The sequence below is a fragment of the Pseudomonas putida genome (genome assembly GCF_022627325.1).
Classification (GTDB): domain Bacteria; phylum Pseudomonadota; class Gammaproteobacteria; order Pseudomonadales; family Pseudomonadaceae; genus Aquipseudomonas; species Aquipseudomonas putida_X.
In genome coordinates, this window is sequence record NZ_JAETZZ010000016.1 from 120,109 (window position 1) to 140,424 (window position 20,316).

The window sequence follows — 20,316 nt, forward strand, 5'->3', positions numbered from 1 at the left end:
GCCCATGAGCGCATTTGCGGTCCCCTTGATCGGTGTCAGCGCCTGCCGTCAGCAGGTAGGGAAAAACTCGTCGCACACGGTGGGTGACAAATATGTCGAGGCGGCCGGCTTTGCCGGGCTCCCGCTGATCCTGCCGGCCCGCGACGGCGGCAGCGACACGCAGGCTTTGCTGGCACGGCTCGATGGCATTCTTTTTACCGGCTCGCCTTCAAATGTCGAGCCGCATCATTACAATGGCGCCCCCAGCGCGGAAGGTACCCGGCACGATCTTGCACGTGACCGCCTGACCTTGCCGCTGCTGCAGGCGGCCATCGCCGCCGGCGTGCCGGTGTTCTGTATCTGTCGTGGTTTCCAGGAATTGAACGTGGCCCTCGGCGGCAGCTTGTACCAGCGCGTGCACGAGCTGCCGGGTTACCTGGACCACCGTGAACCTGAGGACGCACCCCTGGAGGTGCAATACGGCCCTCGTCATCCTGTCGGCATTGTGCCTGGCGGGGCGTTCGAGCGCCTGGGCCTGGCTGCGCAGTTCGAGGTCAACTCGCTGCACAGCCAGGGTATCGACCGCTTGGCCCCGGGCCTGCGTGTCGAGGCGCGGGCCCCGGATGGCCTGATCGAAGCGGTGTCGATGCCTGATGCGCCTGGCTTTGTGCTCGGCGTGCAGTGGCACCCGGAGTGGCGTTTTGCCGAAAACCCGGTCTCCAAGCGCCTGTTCCAGGCGTTTCGCGAGGCCTGCATTGCCCATGCTGCACGGTAGGGTCGTTACCCGAAGGTCTTGGATGACTGATACCGATACGCAAGCTTTCAATGAGTGAAAGCGCCTTGTTCGCAGGGCCTGTGACAACAATTCCAATAGTTACGGCAAATACTCATGAGCAATTACACAGAAGCTGGCCGCCCACCCGATGTGGCCGATTCAGGCAGCACTCAGCGCAGCAAAGGCCTGGCAAAAGGGCGTCTTGGCCTGTTGGCCAGCGTGGTGCTGGGCATCTCCACAATCGCCCCGGTCTACACCCTGACTGGGGCCCTTGGCCCCACCGTGCGGGAGGTCGGCCAGCACCTTCCGGCCGTCTTCATCGTTGGCTTCCTGCCTATGCTGCTGGTTGCCCTGGGCTACCGTGAGCTGAACGCGGCGGAGCCGGACAGCGGTACTTCCTTTACCTGGTCGGCCCGTGCCTTCGGCCCGATGATCGGCTGGATCGGTGGCTGGGGGCTGGTCGTTGCCACCACCATTGTGTTGTCCAACCTGGCCGGCGTGGCCGTTGATTTCTTCTACCTGTTCCTGGGGCAGATCACCGGTCACCAGGGGTTGGCTGCCTTGGCGGATAACCTGCTGATCAACATCACCACCTGTTGCGTGTTCATCGCCATGGCCGTGTGGATCTGTTGTCGCGGCATGGCCACCACCATGACCGTGCAATATGGGTTGGTGGCCTTGCAGCTGCTGGTGCTGATCGGCTTCGCCTTCGCCGCGTTCGGTGAGACCACCGCGCCTGCCCCGCTGGAGTTCGACCTGGCCTGGTTCAACCCCTTCGGTGTGGAGTCGTTCTCGGCCTTTGCCGCCGGCCTGTCCTTGTCGATCTTCATCTTCTGGGGGTGGGACGTGTGCCTGACCGTCAGTGAAGAATCGATCGGCAGCGACGAGGTACCGGGCAAGGCGGCGACCTGGACCGTGCTGCTGATTCTGGGTCTGTATCTGCTCACTGCCATCGCTACCCTGCAATTCGCCGGGATCAGCGAGCATGGGCTGGGCTTGAACAATCCGCGTATCCAGGAGAACGTCTTTGCCCACCTGGCCGGGCCCGTCATGGGGCCGCTGGCGATCCTGATGTCCATCGCCGTGCTGGCGAGCACCGCCGCTTCGCTGCAATCGACCTTCGTCTCGCCAGCGCGCACGCTGCTCGCCATGGGTTACTACGGTGCGGTGCCTGAGCGTTTTGCCAAGGTTTGCCCGCGTTCGCAGACGCCACGTTACGCAACCATCTGTGCCGGCGTCGCCGCAGGCCTGTTCTACGTGACCATGCGTACCCTGAGCGAAAACGTGCTGGCGGACACCATCACCGCCCTGGGCATGATGATCTGCTTCTACTATTCGCTGACCGCGTTCGCCTGCGTGTGGTATTTCCGCCACAGCCTGTTCGACAGCCTGCGCCACTTCTGCATGCGCGGCCTGTGCCCGTTGTTGGGTGGGGTGATCCTTTCGGTGATCTTCGTGCGCACCGCCATCGACAGCGCGTCGCCGGACTTTGGCAGTGGCTCGCATGTGGCTGGCGTTGGGCTGGTGTTCGTGATTGCGGCGATCATCTCGGCACTGGGGATAGTGCTGATGATGCTGTCGCGGATGCGTGCGCCGGCTTACTTCCTGGGCGCTACCCTGCGACAGCAGGCGACCCTGCAGCTGCAGGACTGATGCTTTGGGGCGCGCTGTGCGCCCCGTTCGCGACATACCTCAGCGCGAAAGGGCCGCAAGGCGGCCCAGCTCTCTTCAGCCGATCAACTGCTTGAGCAATGCCCCGTGCCGCTCCTGCTGCTTGTTCAGCAGCAGACGGTTGGAGCGGAACACCGCCTTCAATTCCTCCAGCGCGGCATCGAAGTCATCGTTGATGATGACGTACTCGTACTCGTCGTAGTGCTGCATCTCGCTGACGGCCTCTTTCATGCGGCCGGCAATGATCTCATCGCTGTCCTGTCCGCGCCCGTCCAGGCGCTGGCGCAGCGCCTCAAGGTTCGGCGGCAGGATGAAGATCGAGCGGGCTTCAGGCATCAGCTCACGCACCTGGCGGGCACCTTGCCAGTCGATTTCCAGAATCAGGTCATCGCCCCGGTCCAGCACTTGCTGCAGCGTGCTACGCGAGGTGCCGTAGAAGTTGCCGAACACTTCGGCGTGTTCAAGGAAATCGTTCTTGTCGATCAGCGCCTTGAATTCGTCATGACTGACGAAGTGGTAGTTGACGCCATGCTCCTCGCCCGGGCGCTTGCCGCGTGTGGTGTGCGAGACGGAAACGCTGATGCGTTCGTCTTCCTTGATCAGGGCGTTGACCAGGCTGGTCTTGCCGGCACCTGACGGGGCCGAGACGATATAGAGGGTGCCGCTGCTGTGGTTCATGGTAGGGGTGGCCTTACTCGATGTTCTGTACTTGTTCACGCATTTGTTCGATCAGTACCTTCAAGTTGACCGCCGCTTGCGTGCTACGCGGGTCGAAGGCCTTGGAGCCCAGGGTATTGGCCTCGCGGTTGAGCTCCTGCATGAGGAAGTCCAGGCGCCGGCCAGCGGCCCCTCCGGACTTGAGCACCCGACGCACTTCATTGACATGGGTGCTGAGGCGGTCCAGCTCCTCTGCGACGTCGCTCTTTTGTGCCAGCAGCACCATCTCCTGCTCCAGCCTTTGCGGGTCGAGCTCGGCCTTGAGGTCGCCGAAGCGGTCGATGATCTTCTGCCGTTGTGCGGCCAGCATCTGCGGTACCAGGGCACGCAGTGTGGTGACCTCGCTCGCCATGCTGTCCAGCCGCTCGTTGATCAGGCGGGCCAGCTCTTGGCCTTCGCGCAGGCGCCCGGCTTTCAATTCGGCCAGGGCCTCGTCGAACAGTGCCACTGCTTCGGCATTGAGCGCCTGCGGGTCGCTGGCGTCGGCCACCAGCACGCCCGGCCAGGACAATACCTCCAGCGGGTTGAGCGGCGCCGGCTGCTTGATCAGGCCGGCCACTTCTTCGGCGGCGGCAACCAGTTGCGCGGCACGCGCGTGGTCGACCTTCAGGGGTTTGCCGTTGCTGTCTTCGTGCAGGCGCAAGGTGCATTCAACCTTGCCGCGCGACAGGCCTTGGCGCAGCCCCTCACGCACCGCCCCTTCCAGGTCGCGCAGGGCGTCGGGCAGGCGCAGATGAGGTTCAAGATAGCGGTGGTTGACCGAGCGCAGTTCCCAGACCAGGGTGCCTTGGCTGCCTGCGCGCTCGACACGAGCAAAAGCGGTCATGCTGTGCACCATGGTGAGTACCTCGCGTAGATGATGTGAACGGGAAAGCCTTTCGGCTGCAAGGCGCAGGATTGTAGCGCAGTGTGCCCTTGGCGCCCAATCCGCCCATGTTACAGAGCCCTCGTCTGCCGGTGGGAAAAGGCGACAGGCTGTGCGCGGCGCGACGATAAGCATGTCCTCACCGGGCTACGGGCTTTATAATGCCCGGCAGATTCAAAGTCCCAGTACAGGTATCCCAGATGAAACGTCCAAGTGGTCGCGCCGCCGATCAGCTCCGCTCGATCCGCATCACCCGCAACTACACCAAGCACGCCGAAGGGTCGGTACTGGTCGAGTTCGGTGACACCAAGGTCATCTGCACGGTCAGCGTTGAAAACGGTGTGCCGCGCTTCCTCAAAGGCCAGGGCCAAGGCTGGCTGACCGCCGAGTACGGCATGCTGCCGCGCTCCACCGGTGAGCGTAACCAGCGCGAAGCCAGCCGTGGCAAGCAGGGTGGTCGCACCCTGGAAATCCAGCGCCTGATCGGCCGCTCGCTGCGCGCCGCGCTGGACATGAGCAAGCTGGGTGACATCACCTTGTACGTCGACTGCGATGTGATCCAGGCCGATGGCGGCACCCGCACGGCCTCGATCACCGGCGCCATGGTCGCCTTGGTCGATGCCCTGGCAGTGATCAAGAAGCGTGGTGGCCTGAAGGCCGGCAACCCGCTCAAGCACATGATCGCCGCCGTATCGGTGGGCATGTATCAGGGTGAAGCCGTACTCGACCTGGACTATCTGGAAGACTCCGCTGCCGAGACCGACCTGAACGTGGTCATGACCAGTGCCGGTGGTTTCATCGAAGTGCAGGGTACTGCAGAGGGTGCGCCGTTCCAGCCCGAAGACTTCAACGCCATGTTGGCGCTGGCGCAAAAGGGCATGAACGAGATCTTCGAACTGCAGCAGGTCGCTCTGGCCGACTGATGGAGCCTGCAGGTACAAAAAAGCCGACATTGATGTCGGCTTTTTTTGCCTGAGCAGTACTCAGATGGTCAACGTCCAGTCATAGTCGACGATCAGCGGCGCGTGCTGCGAGAAGCGCGGCTGTCGCGGCAGGCGCGCATTGCGCACGAAGCGCCGCAGGCCTGGGGTGAGGATCTGATAGTCGAACCGGTAGCCCAGGTTGAGCATCTCGGCCTGCTCGTTGTCTGGCCACCAGCTGTACTGGTCACCCTCACGGCTGACTTCGCGCAGGGCATCCACATAGCCCATGTCGCCCGTGATCGCATCCATCCAGGCACGTTCAGGCGGCAGGAAGCCGGGCGACTGCTGGCTGTCACGCCAGTTCTTGATGTCGAGCTTCTGCTGCGCCACGTAGAACGAGCCGCAATAGATGTACTCACGACGCTTGCGCCGCTGCTTGTCCAGGTACTTGGCGAAGTCGTCCATCAACTTGAACTTCTGGTTCAAGTCGTCGTCGCCGTTCATGCCCGAAGGCAATAGCAGGCTGGCAATACTGACTTTGTCGAAATCTGCTTGCAGATAACGCCCGTAGCGATCGGCTGTCTCGAAGCCCAGGCCGGTGATGACTGCCTTGGGCTGCATGCGCGAGTAAAGTGCCACGCCACCTTGGGCGGGTACCTCCGCGTCGCAGGCATAAAGGAAATAGCCATCGAGCTGGAAAGCTGGGTCGTCGAGTTCAAAGGCCGAGGCGCGGGTATCCTGAAGGCAGATGACGTCGGCATTCTGGGCTTGCAGCCAACTGAGCAATCCACGCTCGGCTGCAGCCTGAATGCCATTTACGTTCACACTGATGATCCGCATAAATGGCCCCAAAAATCTCGTGCGTGTATGATACCCGAGCTCAACCCATTTAGCTAAATCCGTGGTGTCCGGGACTTTCCATGCAGCCGTATCAGCGCGACTTCATCCGTTTTGCCATCGATCGCGGCGTTCTGCGCTTCGGTGAATTCACTCTGAAATCGGGGCGTACCAGCCCGTATTTCTTCAATGCCGGCCTGTTCAACACAGGTTCTGCCCTGGCTCAGTTGGGGCGTTGCTATGCGGCGGCCATCGTCGACAGCAAGATCCCGTTCGACGTACTGTTCGGCCCGGCCTACAAGGGTATCCCGCTGGCTGCGGCCACCGCCGTGGCCCTGGCCGAGCAACATCAACTGGACGTACCGTGGTGCTTCAACCGCAAGGAAGCCAAGGATCACGGCGAAGGCGGCAGCCTGGTCGGCGCGCCATTGGCCGGTGATGTCCTGATCATCGACGACGTGATCACCGCCGGTACCGCCATCCGCGAGGTCATGCAGATCATCAATGCCCAGCAGGCCAAGGCCGCTGGCGTGCTGATCGCGCTCAACCGCGAAGAGCGCGGCAATGGCGAATTGTCGGCGATCCAGGAAGTGGAGCGTGACTTCGGTATCCCGGTAGTCAGCATCGTTTCGCTGACCCAGGTGCTGGAGTTTCTGGCCGATGATCCGCAGCTCAAGCAGCATCTGCCGGCGGTCGAGGCCTATCGGGCGCAGTACGGGATCTGACTGCGGCTCGGAAATGAAAAAGGCGACCTTCGCGGGTCGCCTTTTTTATGCGTTGCCTATACGGGCGCTATCGCCGGCAAGCCGGCACACATGGATTGCGCCGGATTTTGGACGTTGGGCAAGCCGGTTGATCCCACAGTAAAGCGCAGGCCTGAAGAGCTACGCGGTCGTGGTGGGAGCCGGCTTGCCGGCGATGGGCTGCGCAGCAGCCCCCATAGCGGAGCCGCAATAGCCCGAGCGCGATCGATCGGGCCAGCGAGCATCTGGAGCCACTTCCGGCGATCAGTGACGCTTGCGGTTGCTGATCAGGGTGCCCACGCCACTGTCTGTGAAGATCTCCAGCAGCACCGCATTCGGTACGCGGCCGTCGATGATGTGCGAGGTCGTCACGCCGCCCTGAACCGCATCCAGCGCGCACTTGATCTTTGGCAGCATGCCGCCGTAGATGGTGCCGTCGGCGATCAGTTCGTTCACCTGCTCGGTGGTCAGGCCGGTCAGGACCTGGCCTTGCTTGTCCATCAGGCCGGCGATGTTGGTCAGCAGCATCAGCTTCTCGGCCTTCAGTGCTTCGGCCACCTTGCCTGCCACCAGGTCGGCGTTGATGTTGTACGACTCACCGTTGGCGCCCACGCCGATAGGCGCGATCACCGGGATGAAGTCGCCTTTGACCAGCATGTTCAGCAGGTCGGTGTTGACGCTGACCACTTCGCCGACGTGGCCGATGTCGATGATTTCCGGCTGGGTCATCTCCGGCGTCTGGCGGCTCACGGTGAGCTTCTTGGCGCGGATCAGCTCCGCGTCCTTGCCGGTCAGGCCGATGGCGCTGCCACCGTGACGGTTGATCAGGTTGACGATGTCCTTGTTGACCTGGCCCCCCAGCACCATTTCAACCACATCCATGGTTGCCGCGTCGGTGACACGCATGCCGTCGATGAAGTGGCTTTCGATCGACAGGCGCTTGAGCAGGTCGCCGATCTGAGGGCCGCCACCGTGCACGACCACCGGGTTGATGCCCACGGCCTTCATCAGCACGATGTCACGGGCGAACCCGGTCTTGAGCTCTTCGCTCTCCATCGCGTTGCCGCCGTACTTGATCACCAGGGTCTTGCCGACAAAACGGCGGATGTAAGGCAGCGCTTCGGACAAAACCTCGGCTACATGGGAAGCGGCATCGCGATCGAGGGTCATGCAGGGCTCCTGTAAGGAACAGATAGTCGGTCAGAACGGCAGTTGCAGCTCAGGGGCAACCCGCAGCAACTGGGCGCGGAAAACATCCTTGATACGTTGCAACTCGGCGTCGGTTTCGGCCTCGAAGCGCAGCACCAGCACCGGTGTGGTGTTGGAGGCGCGAACCAGGCCCCAGCCTTGGGCATAGTCGACCCGCACACCGTCGATGGTGGTCAGGCTGGCGTGGCCCCAGTCGGCGTCGCGTTGCAGTGCATCAATGATGCTGAATTTACCCTCGTCGGTCACATCAATATTGATTTCCGGCGTCGAAATATCGTTCGGGAATGCGGCAAACAGGCTTTCGGCGTCCTGCTCGGCCTTGCTGAGGATCTCCAACAGGCGTGCGGCGCTGTAGATGCCGTCGTCGAAACCGTACCAGCGCTCCTTGATGAAGATGTGCCCGCTCATCTCGCCGGCCAGCAACGAACCACTCTGCTTCATCTTCTTCTTGATCAAAGAGTGACCAGTCTTCCACATCAAGGCGCGGCCGCCGTGTTGCTCGATCAGCGGTGTCAGGCGGCGGGTGCATTTGACGTCGAAGATGATCTCGGCCCCCGGGTTGCGCGCCAGCACGTCCTGAGCGAACAGCATCAGCAGGCGGTCGGGGTAAACGATGCTGCCGGTGTTGGTCACTACACCGACGCGGTCACCGTCGCCGTCGAAGGCCAGGCCGATATCGGCACCGCTTTGCTTGACCTTGGCGATCAAGTCTTCAAGGTTTTCAGGCTTGCCCGGGTCCGGGTGGTGGTTGGGGAAGTTGCCATCCACCTCGCAGAACAGCGGGATGACTTCGCAGCCCAACGCTTCGATCAGCTGCGGCGCGATGACGCCGGCAGCGCCGTTGCCGCAGTCCACCACCACCTTGAGCTTTTTCGCCAGCTTCACGTCAGCGACGATCTGCTGGAAGTAGCGCTCGAGGATCTCGACCTTCTCCACGCTGCCTTCGCCACGGGTCAGGTCATTGGTTTTCAGGCGAGTCAGCAGGGCCTGGATCTGTTCGTTGGCCAAGGTATCGCCGGCGATGACGATCTTGAAACCGTTGTAATCCGAAGGGTTGTGGCTGCCGGTCAGCATCACGCCGGACTTGCCGGCCAGGACGTTGGCAGCAAAATACAGTGCCGGGGTCGGCACCAGGCCAACATCGCTGACCTGGCAACCGGCATCGGCCAGGCCTTTGATCAGCTGTTCGACCAGCAGCGGGCCGGACAGGCGGCCATCGCGGCCAACGGAAATCTGTGGCTCGCCTTGGGCGAGCGTCTGCGCGCCAATGGCGCGGCCGATCCAGTAAGCGGTGTCGGCGTGCAGGGTCTTGCCGACCACGCCACGGATGTCATAGGCGCGGAAAATACTGTCGGGCAGTGCGGGGACCCGTTGGGCCATGTCGTTCATCTCTGGAAGCTCCATTAGTCAAAGGCTGTCTGGGCAGGCGCAAACTGAACGCTTGGACGGTGGTTTCATCAGAGAGTTCGCCATCCATGGCCTGAACGGTCGCCGGTCGGCTCAGTGGCTGCCGGAATGGCCGAAACCGCCGGTGCCGCGCTGGCTTTCGTCGAAGGCCTCGACGACTTCAAAGTGCGCTTGTACCACCGGTACCAGCACCAGCTGGGCGATGCGCTCGCCAACGGCGATGGTGAAAGGCGTGTTGCCACGGTTCCAGCACGACACCATCAGCTCACCCTGGTAGTCCGAGTCGATCAGGCCGACCAGGTTACCCAGCACGATGCCATGCTTATGGCCCAGGCCCGAGCGGGGCAGGATCATCGCGGCCAGGCCCGGGTCGCCGATATAGATCGACAGGCCGGTAGGAATCAGCAGGGTCTGGCCCGGCTCCAGGACGGTGTCTTCCTTGAGCAGGGCGCGCAGGTCCAGGCCGGCGGAGCCAGGGGTGGCATATTGCGGCAGCGGAAATTCACTGCCCAGGCGTGGGTCGAGGATCTTGGCTTGAAGAGCGTGCATGTAACTTATTGAACCTGGTTGAGCCGTTCGGCGATGAAGGCGACCAGTTGCCGGGCAATCTTGCCTTTGCTGGTCTGCGCGAAGAGGGTTTGATGCTGCTGGCGGTCGATCACGGTCAGGGCATTTTCCTCGCTGTTGAAGCCGATGCTGGGGTTGGCCACATCATTGGCGACGATCAGGTCGAGGTTCTTGTCCTTGAGCTTGCGCGTGGCGTAATCGAGCAGATGTTCGGTCTCGGCAGCGAAGCCGACACTGAACGGGCGGTCGTCGCGGCCAGCAATGGTGGCAAGGATATCGGGATTGCGCACCATCTGCAGCAGCATGCCGTCGCCTGTCGTGGGATCTTTCTTGAGCTTTTGTGTGGCAACGACCTCCGGGCGGTAGTCCGCGACCGCTGCCGAGGCGATGAACAGGTCGCACGGCATGGCCGCCTCGCAGGCTGCAAGCATGTCCCGCGCGCTGACCACGTCGATCCGGTTGACCCGGTCCGGGGTCTGCAGATGCACAGGGCCGGTGACGAGGGTCACCCGAGCACCGGCTTCTGCGGCCGCCTCGGCCAGCGCGAAACCCATCTTCCCGGAGCTATGATTGGTGATGTAACGCACCGGGTCGATGTTTTCCTGGGTGGGCCCGGCGGTGATCAGCACGTGTTTGCCGGTGAGCGCCTGGCGCTTGAAGCTCTCGGCGGCGCACCAGGCCAGGTCGGTGGCTTCAAGCATGCGACCCAGGCCTACGTCGCCGCAGGCCTGGCTGCCGGAGGCCGGGCCGAACACCTGGATGCCACGGGTCTTGAGCAGCTCCAGGTTGGCCTGGGTCGCCGGGTCGCGCCACATGGCCTGGTTCATGGCCGGCGCCACGGCCACGGTGGCGTCGGTGGCCAGTACCAGGGTGGTCAGCAAGTCGTCGGCCATGCCTTGTGCCATGCGCGCCATGAGGTCGGCGGTGGCGGGGGCGATCAGTACGAGGTCGGCCCATTTGGCCAGCTCGATATGGCCCATGGCCGCTTCGGCGGCAGGGTCGAGCAGATCCATGTGTACCGGGTGGCCGGACAGCGCCTGCAGGGTCAGCGGGGTGATGAATTCAGCACCACCACGGGTCATGACGACGCGCACTTGCGCGCCGTGCTCCAGGAGTCGGCGAATCAGCTCGGCGCTCTTGTAGGCGGCAATGCCGCCCCCCACGCCGAGAACGATGCGCTTGCGATACAGCCGCTGCATAGGCTTGCCTTTTTCCAGAGAGAGCGGGCAGCGACGAACAGGATTGCCTGCGGCAGAACGTCGCATGTACGAGGCGAAATAGATTAACACAGGGCCTAAACGTGTCGCAGCAGGGCGCAGAGGAGATGCAATGAAGATAAGGGAGTGGCCAGCCGAGGAGCGGCCCAGGGAAAAGCTGATGCAGCGAGGGGTGGGCAGCCTTTCGGATGCCGAATTGCTGGCTGTGTTTCTCGGCTCTGGCGTGAGAGGCCGCAACGTGGTGGAGCTGGCGCGAGGGTTGCTCGCCAGGTTCGGCGGCTTGCGCCAGTTGCTCGAAGCTGACAGGGAAGCATTCGTGGGGGAGCTCGGGCTTGGGCCGGTGCGGTATGGGCAGCTGCAGGCACTGCTGGAGATCGGCCGGCGCAACCTTGCCACAGCGATCGAGCGCGACTGCGCCCTGGAGAGCCCTTCGGCGGTGCGCAGGTACCTGAAAGCCATGCTGCGTCATGAGCCCAGCGAAGTATTTGGCTGCCTGTTCCTGGATAGCAAACACCGGCCGTTGGCGTTCGAAATCCTGTTCAGAGGGACGATCGACCGGGCCAGCATCTATCCGCGGGAGGTGGTGCGCCGTTCGTTGATGCATAACGCTGCGGCATTGATTCTGACGGGTTATGGTGTCAAACGACTTGTTGCAATTGGCTGCGACACGCGTTTTAGGCGTCTTGGCGGCGGTTCTCTGGAGAGATGGATGTTAAATTTTCGATGTTGCAGATCCATCCCGCTGCCTTCAGGCCCGTCATCACTCTGCTGCTACTGAAGCTGAGCGACCATCAATTCGAGGCCCTGAACGAAACAGGTCAAAGGTGGCTTTGGTATCTCACCGAAGTAGATCTGCTGGACGAGATCATCACAAAAACGAATGAACAGTCGATCCGCTGAGTCGTGTTGACGATGTCAGGCTCATCTGTATATGGACGGTCTGTGACCCCTCACGGGCTAAATGGGGTCGATAGGTCCGAAAGGCTCAAGCTGATCAGAGCGTTGTAAACCTCTTTTTTCACTGTAAACCACTGTGGTTTACAGTGAAAAAAAGAGGTTTACATGAGCGGGACACGATCCATCCCGGGCGAAGAAAATGCTGGGCTGGCCGCATGTAGTTAGTGAGACGTTCCAGCGTGTGCTGCTCAGCTCGCCCATTACCAAATGCCACGCTCCAGCGCTCAGATTCTACGCCTGAAGACTCCTAGTAGGTAGAATGCCATCATGTATATCGGCTACGAGCGAAAGGACTTCAAGGTGCAGAAGAAAGGATCGAATTGGAAATTTTTTGTGGGTGCTGCTGCTGGAGCATTCGTGGCGTATAGGTCTTTGACGAATTCAAAATCGTCGGTGGGGCTTGTGAAGCCAGCAGTTGAAACCCCAGTCGTGCCTGAGATTTTGGGTAATCCAAAGCAAGCAAAGGAAACCGCTGTAGACTTAACCCCTAACGCGTCAAAAATCCCTGAAAATAAAGTTGAGTATTATTTTGGGCATTTGCCAGTCCAGAATTTCGTTACTGCCCTAATAGTTGCTGTGATTTTTGAATGGCTTGGCTTGGGTATGACGCTGAGTTTTCTCAACGATAACGCTTCTATCGACAACGTTTTTGTTGGTGGTGCCGTAATTTCATGGTCCTTAATAATCTATGCGTTCAGTCTTCTTTTTAGTAGGTCTTTGTCCTGCGTGCGCCTGTTTCAAAGCATGTTGACAACGAATATCAAATTCTTCTTTGATGTTGCACTGTTTGCTTCGGCTTTTTTGGTTGTTAAGCTGCTGGAAGAGAAAAACTTTTCCTGTAACTCCACGATGTCTTTCGCATTTCTTTTGTTGTCAATTGTCGGCATGAATCATGTTTTTTTGATGCTTCAAGGAAAGGCTCTTTCAACGGTAGCTGCTGCCAATTGGCTCGACAAAGAAAATCCATTCTTCAAAAAAATCAATGTCAAATTCACTGCTCTATTAATCCTAGCTTTGATTGGTATCCTCGCAGTCATTTTTTATGCCGTTTTTTCTTTTGTACGTGCGCCGTTTACCTTCTGCTAAAAAGTCAGAACGGCTCATCAGTTCTGGGATCAGACAGGTTTGGTCGATTTCGCTTCCCAAGTGCCGAGCAGGTAAAGAGCAAGCGAGCCAGCCAGATTCACAGCCAGTTCTGCATGCCGTGGAGCAGGTTTTACACCTGCCCTGCCTGTGCCGTGGGAATCGCTTAGACGGTTCCTCAATGCCCCCAGTCCTTCAACCACTGACGTGCAGCCGCCAAGGATCTGCTTGAAAACCTTCTCTGTGTGTTGAGAGGGTGCAAGGTTGAGCAATTCAGCCGTCTGGCGGTAAAGCTTGTTGAGGTCTGGGCTATCGTCGTACTCAACCCCAGCTTCTTCTAGGATGTGCTTGCAGACGGATTCCAGAAGGGTACGCGCCATAGTGATTGCGCCTTCTGGGTCCGTGGTGCGTCGCTCCAAGGATTTCGTCCAAGCAATTCTCACATGCTCGGAATCAAACCGCTCGATTGCACCAGTCACTACCTGATCCGCTGGTGATGAACCACCTTTCTCTACATAGTCCAGCAGTGGACGGAATTCGTCCCATAGGTAAGTCCGGCGTTCGGCATAGGTGGCGTACTTGTTCTTGATGAACTGCCAGAACTGACTGAGGCTGCGGCATGTGTTCACGCACCGTGGGACCATCGTGGCAAGGGTGGGATCGTCGAGGATGGTGCGTCTTAGCATCAGGTACGCCGTGTCGTCTTCACTACCGCCCGTAGCCTGCGAGACCAGCATGTGCTGTAGAGCTTCTGCTTCTTCTGCCAGTGGATGCATAAAAATGCCCTAAATCGTTGGGTATGTCATATGGCCATCTTAAGGCGTGAACCCTACGGTTCCAAGCGCGTCGCGTACCATGTGAGGCTTGTTGGCGATGCCTATGAAGCCAGTCCCCGCTTGCCTTGGCGGGGATCATGGTGTCAAATCACCGGCTGCCTTGGGAGGCAGGTTTTTGCTTCATTTTTCGAGGACAAGGCTAGCACCATGCCTACATTGCACTGGGTGGGGAAGGATCAAGTCCGAAACCATCATCGGGATGTAACCTATCGCGTTCTGCGCGAGCAATTCACCTTTTCTGCTCAACAGAGCCTGCCGAAGAACAGTTTCGATAACAAGATTATCCACGGCGATAATCTGGAAGCTCTCAAAAGCCTGCTGCCTGAATATGAGGGGAAAGTGAAATGTGTTTACATCGATCCGCCCTATAACACCGGCAATGAAAACTGGGTCTACAACGACAACGTTAATGACCCACGAATTATGAAATGGCTTGGAAAAGTAGTCGGTAAAGAAAACGAGGATATGAGCCGGCAAGACAAATGGCTCTGCATGATGTATCCACGTCTAAAGCTTCTGCATCGACTGCTTTCCGACGACGGGTCTATTTGGGTTTCGATTGATGACAACGCGGTTGGTATTCTTCGTCCGGTTCTGGATGAGATATTCGGCGTTGGAAATTTCGTGACCTGCGTGATTTGGGAAAAAGCGGATTCGCCTCGGAATTCTGCAAGCCAATTCTCTACAGACCATGACTACATTCTGGTCTACTCGAAACGTCCCAATTGGGTTCCTGCTCGGCTGGCTCGTACTGCTGAATCGGATTCCATTTATGACAATCCAGATGACGACCCCAACGGTCCTTGGATTGCGGGTGATCCTTTTGCCAACAAGCCCTATTCCAAGGGACTGTTCACCATCACAGGTCCAACTGGACGTGATTTCTCTCCGCCTCCGGGGCGCTTCTGGCGTGTCTCTGAGGAAAAGCTGCGTGCTCTCGACGCAGAGGGTCGTGTCTGGTGGGGTCCAACCGGCGATGCCCGTCCCAGCATCAAGCGGTATCTCAACGAGGTGGGTGACTTGGTGCCCCGCACGTTGTGGAAAAAGGACGTGGGCAGCAATCGTAGCTCCAAGAACGAAATGCGGGCTATTTTCTCCGGCTCTTCGTCTTTCGATACGCCAAAGCCTAGTAGCCTAATTGGTCGAATTTTGGACATCGCTGCTGATAGCGATTCCATCATCCTCGATTCCTATGCCGGGTCTGGTACGACCGGACACGCCGTTTTGAAGGCGAACGCCCAGGATGAAGGCACTCGACGTTTCATCCTGATTGAGATGATGGATTACGCCGAATCGCTCACCGCCGAACGCATCAAGCGGGTTGCCAATGGCTACGGCGAAGAGAGCAAGGCAGTGGCGGGGCTGGGTGGTGGTTTCACCTATTACGCATTGGGCGAGCCGCTGTTTGTGGAATACGGCAACCTGAACCCTGCTGCCGGAATCGACGCGATCCGTAATTATGTCGCATGGCAGGAAGGGATCGTTGAAGGCACTGGTTCGTCATCTGCTGAAAGCCAGCACCGTTACTGGCTTGGCGAAGCAAATGGTCTGCGAGTCTTCTTCGCCTATGAAGAACATTCCGTAACCACGCTCGACCTTGAGCTTCTGGCTGAACTGGTGAAGGTCGCTGGACCTGTACTGGTTTACGCTGACCAGTTGGCTCTTGGTGAGGACTTCATGCGTCGGCACGGCATTGGCTTCAAGAAAATCCCACGCGACATTGCTCGACTCTGAGGATCTAGAAAATGCAATTGAACACCTATCAGAGTCAGGTCATTGAGGATCTTGAGCTGTTCCTTCGTCGCTGGACCGCTTGTGATGACCCTCAGTTAGCTTATCGCGCTCACTGGGATGCACTGGGCGCGACAAAGATGCCCGGTTATCAGCCAGCTCCGCATGGCGCTCCACAAGTGTGTGCGAAGGTGCCGACTGCCGGTGGTAAAACCTTCATCGGACTCCATGCCGTTTCGAGCATTTTCAGTGCGCTGCAGAAGCGTCAAGGCGATGCTCGTTTGTGCTTGTGGCTTGTTCCGTCGCTGTCCATTCTAGATCAGGTTCTGAGGGCGCTGCGTAATCCAACACATCCTTACCGGCAGGCTTTGAACCGTTTGTTCGAAGGTCGTGTGAGCATCATGGATAAGCGCGATTTGCTGTCTGGTTTCCTTTCTCGGGATGAGGTGGAAGACGGTCTTGTCGTTGCTGTGCTGACCTATGACAGCTTGAAAGCGCGCAACAAGGATGATCGCAAGCTTTACCAAGAGAATAGTGCGCTGGATGACTTGGCGTCCACGGCTGTGGCGGTAGGTGAGGGCGTTGACCCTTACTCTCTGGTCGCCTCGATGGCTGGTTTGAAACCAGTCATCATCGTTGATGAAAGCCACAACGTGACCAGTAGCCTGTCCCAAGACATGCTTCGCAACCTCAGTCCAAGCTTTGTGTTTGAGTTGACCGCCACACCGCGAACTGGGGCGAATATCATCAGCTTTGTAGATGCTCTGGTGATGCGTGACCAACACATGGTCAAACTTCCAGTCATCGTGAGAAACCTCCCAAGCCGAACTTCTGTCATTGCTCATGCCATTGATTTGAGGGCGCGTCTCGAGTCTGAGGCGAAAGCAGAAGAGCAGACTGGTGGTGCATACATCCGACCTATCGTATTGCTGCAGGCTGAAAGCAAAACCAAGGCAGATGCAAAAACCTTCGAGCTGGTGAAGGCTGAGCTGCTAGAGCATGGGATTGCCGAAGATTGGATCAAGATCAAGACTGCGGACAAAGATGAGCTGAGCGGTTTGGACCTCATGTCTACGTCCTGCCCGGTTCGATTCATCATTACCGTGAACGCCTTGAAGGAAGGGTGGGACTGCCCGTTTGCCTACATCCTCGCGACCTTGGCTGATAGGTCATCTGCGGTGGATGTGGAGCAGATTCTTGGTCGAATTTTGCGACAGCCATACGTTCGCGCTCATGGTCATGAACCACTGAACATGAGCTATGTGCTGACGGCTTCCAGCGTCTTCAGTCAGACGTTGGAAAGGATCGTTGTCGGTCTGAACAGAGCTGGTTTCAGCCGTGCAGATTTCAGGACTCCTGATCTCGTTTCGAGCGATTCCAAGTCTGATAGCCAGACCACAAAAGCAGTCACGCCTGAGCCAACAAAACCTCAACCGGGGCTGTTCGTCACGAATACTTCTGCGGGTGATCCAGAACCTTTCGAGTTGGCATCGAGCGGCGGCAGTGAACTGGGTAGTGGTAGTGAGACGACCAGCGACGACTTCCTTGAATCGACATTGGAGGCTGCGCGCCAAGCCAATGCAGAGCTGGTAGCTGCTGCGGCTACCAACGGCGGAAAGCACATCCCCAATGACGTGAGAGGTGCAATGGAACTGTTCTCCCTCCGACCTGAATTCGTTGACGAGATCAAGGAACTCAAACTACCCCAGTTCTACCGGAAAGCGCCCGCTGGGTTGATTTTTGCTGACGAAGACGGCGGCGTGCTTCTCGACAAATCTCAGTTGCTCGACCAAGAGTTTCGTCTAGCAGATTGCGACGTGAACGACTTTACCGTTGCTCCTGTGAGCGGCGATTTGGTGAAGCTCGATCTGCTTCGTGTGGGTAGCGCGCAGGGTGACTACGAGCCTACGAAAATTCAGTTGAAGGACAACGAGATTCGCAAGCTGAAGGACTACCTGTCCAGCTTGGATTCCGAGGGTAAGCGGCGTCAGCTTACAGGATTGGTGGGTAACTGGCTGGGCAAGATGCCGCCTTTGGCTGAGGCTGATTTGCAGGCATACATCCGCAAGATTCTGGCAAGGTTGAGTGCTGGTCAGTTGGATGAGGTGCTTGAACAGCAACATGCCTATGTTGAGAGCATCAAGCAGCGCGTTCGAAGCGAAATGCTGGGCTTCTCGCGCAGGCGCTTCAAGCAGTGGATCGACCTGAACAAGGTGGACACACGACCCTCCTACCAACTACCAATGGAGATTGCTCCAAGGCAGAAAGCCCCTCTCGCGGCAGAGAATTCTTTGTACGTTCGTGAAGAGAAGGGCAATGGTCTCGAAGAGCGCATGTCCGAATTCCTGTCGGACTGTGAAAACGTCCGGTGGTGGCATAGGAACTCAAGCAGTCGTGGGTTCGCCCTGAACGGTCCGATCAACCACTACCCTGATTTCGTCCTGAAATTGCGCTCAGGTCTCATCATACTGTTGGAGACAAAGGGCAGTGACCGGGATAACTCGGACTCCAGTGCGAAAATCGAGCTTGGGAAGTATTGGGAAAGGTGTGCAGGTCGGGATTACCGCTACCTGATGGTCTTCGAGCATAGCCCCTTGGAAGGTGCGTATTCCTGGGCAGATGCCTGTGAATTGCTGAAAAACCTATAGCCATCAAAGCACTTGAGAAGAAAAACGTCCTGTTGAAATTTGGCTATTTCCTCGGCTACCTGGGGCGCGAACGAGTGTGTGCACTGAAGCGTGGCCAGGTTGAGATTCCCAGCGACTTTGCTGGCGTAGTGTGGACGTCGATGAACGACGACGGTTGGAACCAAGCCTTGAGTCGTGAGCTTCAAGACGGCGGCTACGAAATTGACTGAAACAAGGTGATGCGCGGCTAGCAGGGTTTTGCCTATGTCATTGCCAATAGTCGATGGCACAGGCCGTTGCTCTGAGACTTTGTTGGCCATGGCCTCCGCTCGGAGACACTTGATAGCCCGCCTCACATGGTGGGCTTTTCTATTTTTACTGAAATGCTAAGTGAACAGTACCCAGCTTACCGTTCACGGGGGCGCCATTGTGAATGGTGGGTTCCGCCTCATGAAAACGTACACGATGCGTAATCATCACATGTCAGGATAATTGGCTTCCTCTCAACTGTGAACACGCCCGGCGTGTAATCCAGTTTCTCGCTGACGTCTTCGCCCCGTTGAACCATCCATACCAAATGCTGCATGCCGGTAGTACGTATGGGTGAGAAGCAAAAAACTGATTGAATACCTAATGGGTGAGGCTATGCAGAGCGACGACTCAGGCGCCATCACCTTTTTATCCACGGCGATCGCTCAGCCTCGCGATAGCCGATTTAGGCAAGTGGGATCAAGATAGTTAGCAAGCTCTCTTTCGTGATTGCTAAAATAGCCGAACCCATTTTGGAGAATCCTATGTCCCGTCTCGCTGAATTTCGCCTGCTCGAACAACAACTCACTGCCCAACTTGCCGCGTTGGAAGCCCTGAAAAATGACTCATCCCTGAAGCAGGAAATGGAATTCGAAACGAAGCTTCGCTCCCTACTAAACGAGTATGGCTACGGCTTGCGCCAAGTGGTGCTGATCCTTGATCCGCAAGCGGTGGCTTCCGCTTCGATTACCCCGACGGCTCTTCGGAAAGCACGTGCGGTGAAGGCCTACAAGAATCCACACAGCGGTGAGATCGTTGAAACCAAAGGTGGTAATCAGCGCACACTCAAGGCCTGGAAGAACGAGTATGGTGCCGACGTGGTCGAGTCCTGGCTCGCTAGCTAATAGGGGTCGAGTGCTTCTGGCACGAGATAAAAAGTGATGCGCCAGAATGACAATTCCCATTTTGGGGCGTGACGAAATTTTTTTGGGGTGGTGGTGACACACTGTTTATGCGCATTAAATAGAGGTCCACTTCAAAAAATGGACGCTCCAAAATGCGTAACGCTCTCATCGCGATATCTGTGAACACCATCGCAAGCCTCCTGACCGCCCTGGTGCTTCACTGGCTCACTCCTCCCCCTCCCGACGCAACCATCCAGCCAATCGCGGCCTCAAGCGCAGTATTGAGAAGCGCAACGTAGCTTCGAAATCTGGGCTGCCGCTGGGAGCCGGCCCAACTGATCAGATCCAGTTTTGATCTCGGTCGAGTGTCATCGGTGGCTCACGGTTGGAAATGTCGGACAAGCTTTACCAACCAATTGATCCTTCACGAACCAGATGGGAATGTCGCTCCAAAAATAGTCCCCACGCCTCGGGCAGGTCTTAGACCGGTACTGCGCACCAGGGGGCTAGTTGTTTCTGGGGGCACCCAGCTCGATCAGAGTATGTTTTAGCTGGGCCTCGAACGGGCGGATGACCGCCACAAGGGTCAGTTAGGCCTACTGCTGCCTACCCTCACTCGTTACCATCCAGAATCCCTCTATTAAAACGGTTTCTGCAAAAATGGATGTTTATAAGCTTCGCATTGAAGACACAGAGAGCAAAATCATCAACAAGGATCGCTTCGAGCAAGATACCCTCCGCAGAGAGCCGTGGTACCAGCCCGGCAGTGCAGACAAGCTAACTCGGTTTGCTGTGTGCCCAGCATGCGACAACCCCATCCAGCTCGTTGGCCTTTATGAGCTACCGTCCAACGTGAAAAACCCATTCGGAAAGCATGCAACGAAGACCATTCGATCGTGTCCCGGGAAGTGGTGTAACTGAACCAGCCGAAGGCGCCCTGCGGGCGAAAGAGGATGGTCATCGTGGTTCTTGGCTAACGTTGAGTTTGCGAAGACCAAACACTCACCAGAGAAACCAC

General features: G+C 58.0%; 17 protein-coding genes and 2 pseudogenes. 11 read left to right on the forward strand and 8 right to left on the reverse strand.

Annotated features, from left to right (window positions below; all coding sequences use genetic code 11):
• Window positions 1-4: 4 nt before the first annotated feature.
• Both JNA92_RS22625 and JNA92_RS22630 read left to right on the forward strand, forming a co-directional pair.
• A complete protein-coding gene (locus JNA92_RS22625) occupies window positions 5-754 on the forward strand; it encodes a gamma-glutamyl-gamma-aminobutyrate hydrolase family protein (RefSeq protein ID WP_241806749.1) in 750 nt (249 codons plus the stop codon).
• 114 nt (window positions 755-868) lie between these two features.
• On the forward strand, window positions 869-2,407 hold the full coding sequence (locus JNA92_RS22630; RefSeq protein WP_241806750.1) for an APC family permease: 1,539 nt from the start codon (window positions 869-871) through the stop codon (window positions 2,405-2,407).
• A 75-nt stretch (window positions 2,408-2,482) separates the two neighbouring features.
• Here the strand turns inward: JNA92_RS22630 and gmk are convergent, their stop codons facing one another.
• Both gmk and JNA92_RS22640 read right to left on the reverse strand, forming a co-directional pair.
• Window positions 2,483-3,103 (reverse strand): guanylate kinase, encoded by a 621-nt coding sequence (gene gmk, locus JNA92_RS22635; protein ID WP_241806752.1) that lies wholly within the window; start codon window positions 3,101-3,103, stop codon window positions 2,483-2,485.
• A 13-nt stretch (window positions 3,104-3,116) separates the two neighbouring features.
• Complete coding sequence (locus tag JNA92_RS22640; RefSeq protein WP_241806753.1) at window positions 3,117-3,980, reverse strand: YicC/YloC family endoribonuclease; 864 nt, start codon at window positions 3,978-3,980, stop codon at window positions 3,117-3,119.
• Between the two features lie 227 nt (window positions 3,981-4,207).
• Between JNA92_RS22640 and rph the strand changes: the two genes are divergently transcribed.
• Window positions 4,208-4,930, forward strand: a complete 723-nt coding sequence (gene rph / locus JNA92_RS22645; RefSeq protein ID WP_012312130.1) for a ribonuclease PH — start codon at window positions 4,208-4,210, stop codon at window positions 4,928-4,930.
• Between the two features lie 60 nt (window positions 4,931-4,990).
• Here the strand turns inward: rph and JNA92_RS22650 are convergent, their stop codons facing one another.
• Window positions 4,991-5,770: an exodeoxyribonuclease III gene (locus JNA92_RS22650; protein ID WP_012312131.1), complete on the reverse strand. Its 780-nt coding sequence runs from the start codon at window positions 5,768-5,770 to the stop codon at window positions 4,991-4,993.
• Window positions 5,771-5,850: 80 nt separating this feature from the next.
• Here JNA92_RS22650 and pyrE point away from each other — a divergent pair, with 80 nt between their 5' ends.
• Window positions 5,851-6,492, forward strand: a complete 642-nt coding sequence (gene pyrE, locus JNA92_RS22655; protein WP_011536401.1) for an orotate phosphoribosyltransferase — start codon at window positions 5,851-5,853, stop codon at window positions 6,490-6,492.
• Between the two features lie 282 nt (window positions 6,493-6,774).
• Here the strand turns inward: pyrE and argB are convergent, their stop codons facing one another.
• From argB to coaBC, 4 genes and pseudogenes are all read right to left on the reverse strand, one after another.
• Complete coding sequence (gene argB, locus JNA92_RS22660; RefSeq protein WP_241806754.1) at window positions 6,775-7,680, reverse strand: acetylglutamate kinase; 906 nt, start codon at window positions 7,678-7,680, stop codon at window positions 6,775-6,777.
• A gap of 30 nt (window positions 7,681-7,710) precedes the next feature.
• Window positions 7,711-9,090 (reverse strand): annotated as a pseudogene (locus tag JNA92_RS22665) (phosphomannomutase/phosphoglucomutase); the annotation flags it as partial.
• A gap of 129 nt (window positions 9,091-9,219) precedes the next feature.
• Complete coding sequence (gene dut, locus JNA92_RS22670; protein ID WP_012312134.1) at window positions 9,220-9,675, reverse strand: dUTP diphosphatase; 456 nt, start codon at window positions 9,673-9,675, stop codon at window positions 9,220-9,222.
• Window positions 9,676-9,680: 5 nt separating this feature from the next.
• Window positions 9,681-10,892, reverse strand: a complete 1,212-nt coding sequence (coaBC, locus tag JNA92_RS22675; RefSeq protein WP_241806755.1) for a bifunctional phosphopantothenoylcysteine decarboxylase/phosphopantothenate--cysteine ligase CoaBC — start codon at window positions 10,890-10,892, stop codon at window positions 9,681-9,683.
• A gap of 130 nt (window positions 10,893-11,022) precedes the next feature.
• Here coaBC and JNA92_RS22680 point away from each other — a divergent pair, with 130 nt between their 5' ends.
• On the forward strand, window positions 11,023-11,688 hold the full coding sequence (locus JNA92_RS22680) for a JAB domain-containing protein (RefSeq protein ID WP_241806756.1): 666 nt from the start codon (window positions 11,023-11,025) through the stop codon (window positions 11,686-11,688).
• Window positions 11,689-12,134: 446 nt separating this feature from the next.
• On the forward strand, window positions 12,135-12,953 hold the full coding sequence (locus tag JNA92_RS22685) for a hypothetical protein (RefSeq protein ID WP_241806757.1): 819 nt from the start codon (window positions 12,135-12,137) through the stop codon (window positions 12,951-12,953).
• 29 nt (window positions 12,954-12,982) lie between these two features.
• On the opposite strand, the gene JNA92_RS22690 is transcribed toward JNA92_RS22685, so the two are convergent.
• Entirely contained in the window at window positions 12,983-13,726 is a 744-nt protein-coding gene (locus JNA92_RS22690) for an abortive infection family protein (protein ID WP_100413065.1), read from the reverse strand.
• A 207-nt stretch (window positions 13,727-13,933) separates the two neighbouring features.
• On the opposite strand from JNA92_RS22690, the gene JNA92_RS22695 reads away from it, so the two are divergent.
• The 5 genes and pseudogenes from JNA92_RS22695 to JNA92_RS25930 form a co-directional block, all read left to right on the forward strand.
• Entirely contained in the window at window positions 13,934-15,520 is a 1,587-nt protein-coding gene (locus tag JNA92_RS22695) for a site-specific DNA-methyltransferase (protein WP_241806758.1), read from the forward strand.
• Between the two features lie 11 nt (window positions 15,521-15,531).
• Entirely contained in the window at window positions 15,532-18,165 is a 2,634-nt protein-coding gene (locus tag JNA92_RS22700; RefSeq protein WP_100413063.1) for a DEAD/DEAH box helicase, read from the forward strand.
• 29 nt (window positions 18,166-18,194) lie between these two features.
• Entirely contained in the window at window positions 18,195-18,374 is a 180-nt protein-coding gene (locus JNA92_RS22705) for a TIR domain-containing protein (protein ID WP_277818266.1), read from the forward strand.
• 564 nt (window positions 18,375-18,938) lie between these two features.
• Window positions 18,939-19,298, forward strand: coding sequence for a histone-like nucleoid-structuring protein, MvaT/MvaU family (locus JNA92_RS22710; RefSeq protein WP_241806759.1), 360 nt, complete (start codon window positions 18,939-18,941; stop codon window positions 19,296-19,298).
• Window positions 19,299-19,958: 660 nt separating this feature from the next.
• Window positions 19,959-20,192 (forward strand): annotated as a pseudogene (locus JNA92_RS25930) (hypothetical protein); the annotation flags it as partial.
• Window positions 20,193-20,316 lie beyond the last annotated feature (124 nt).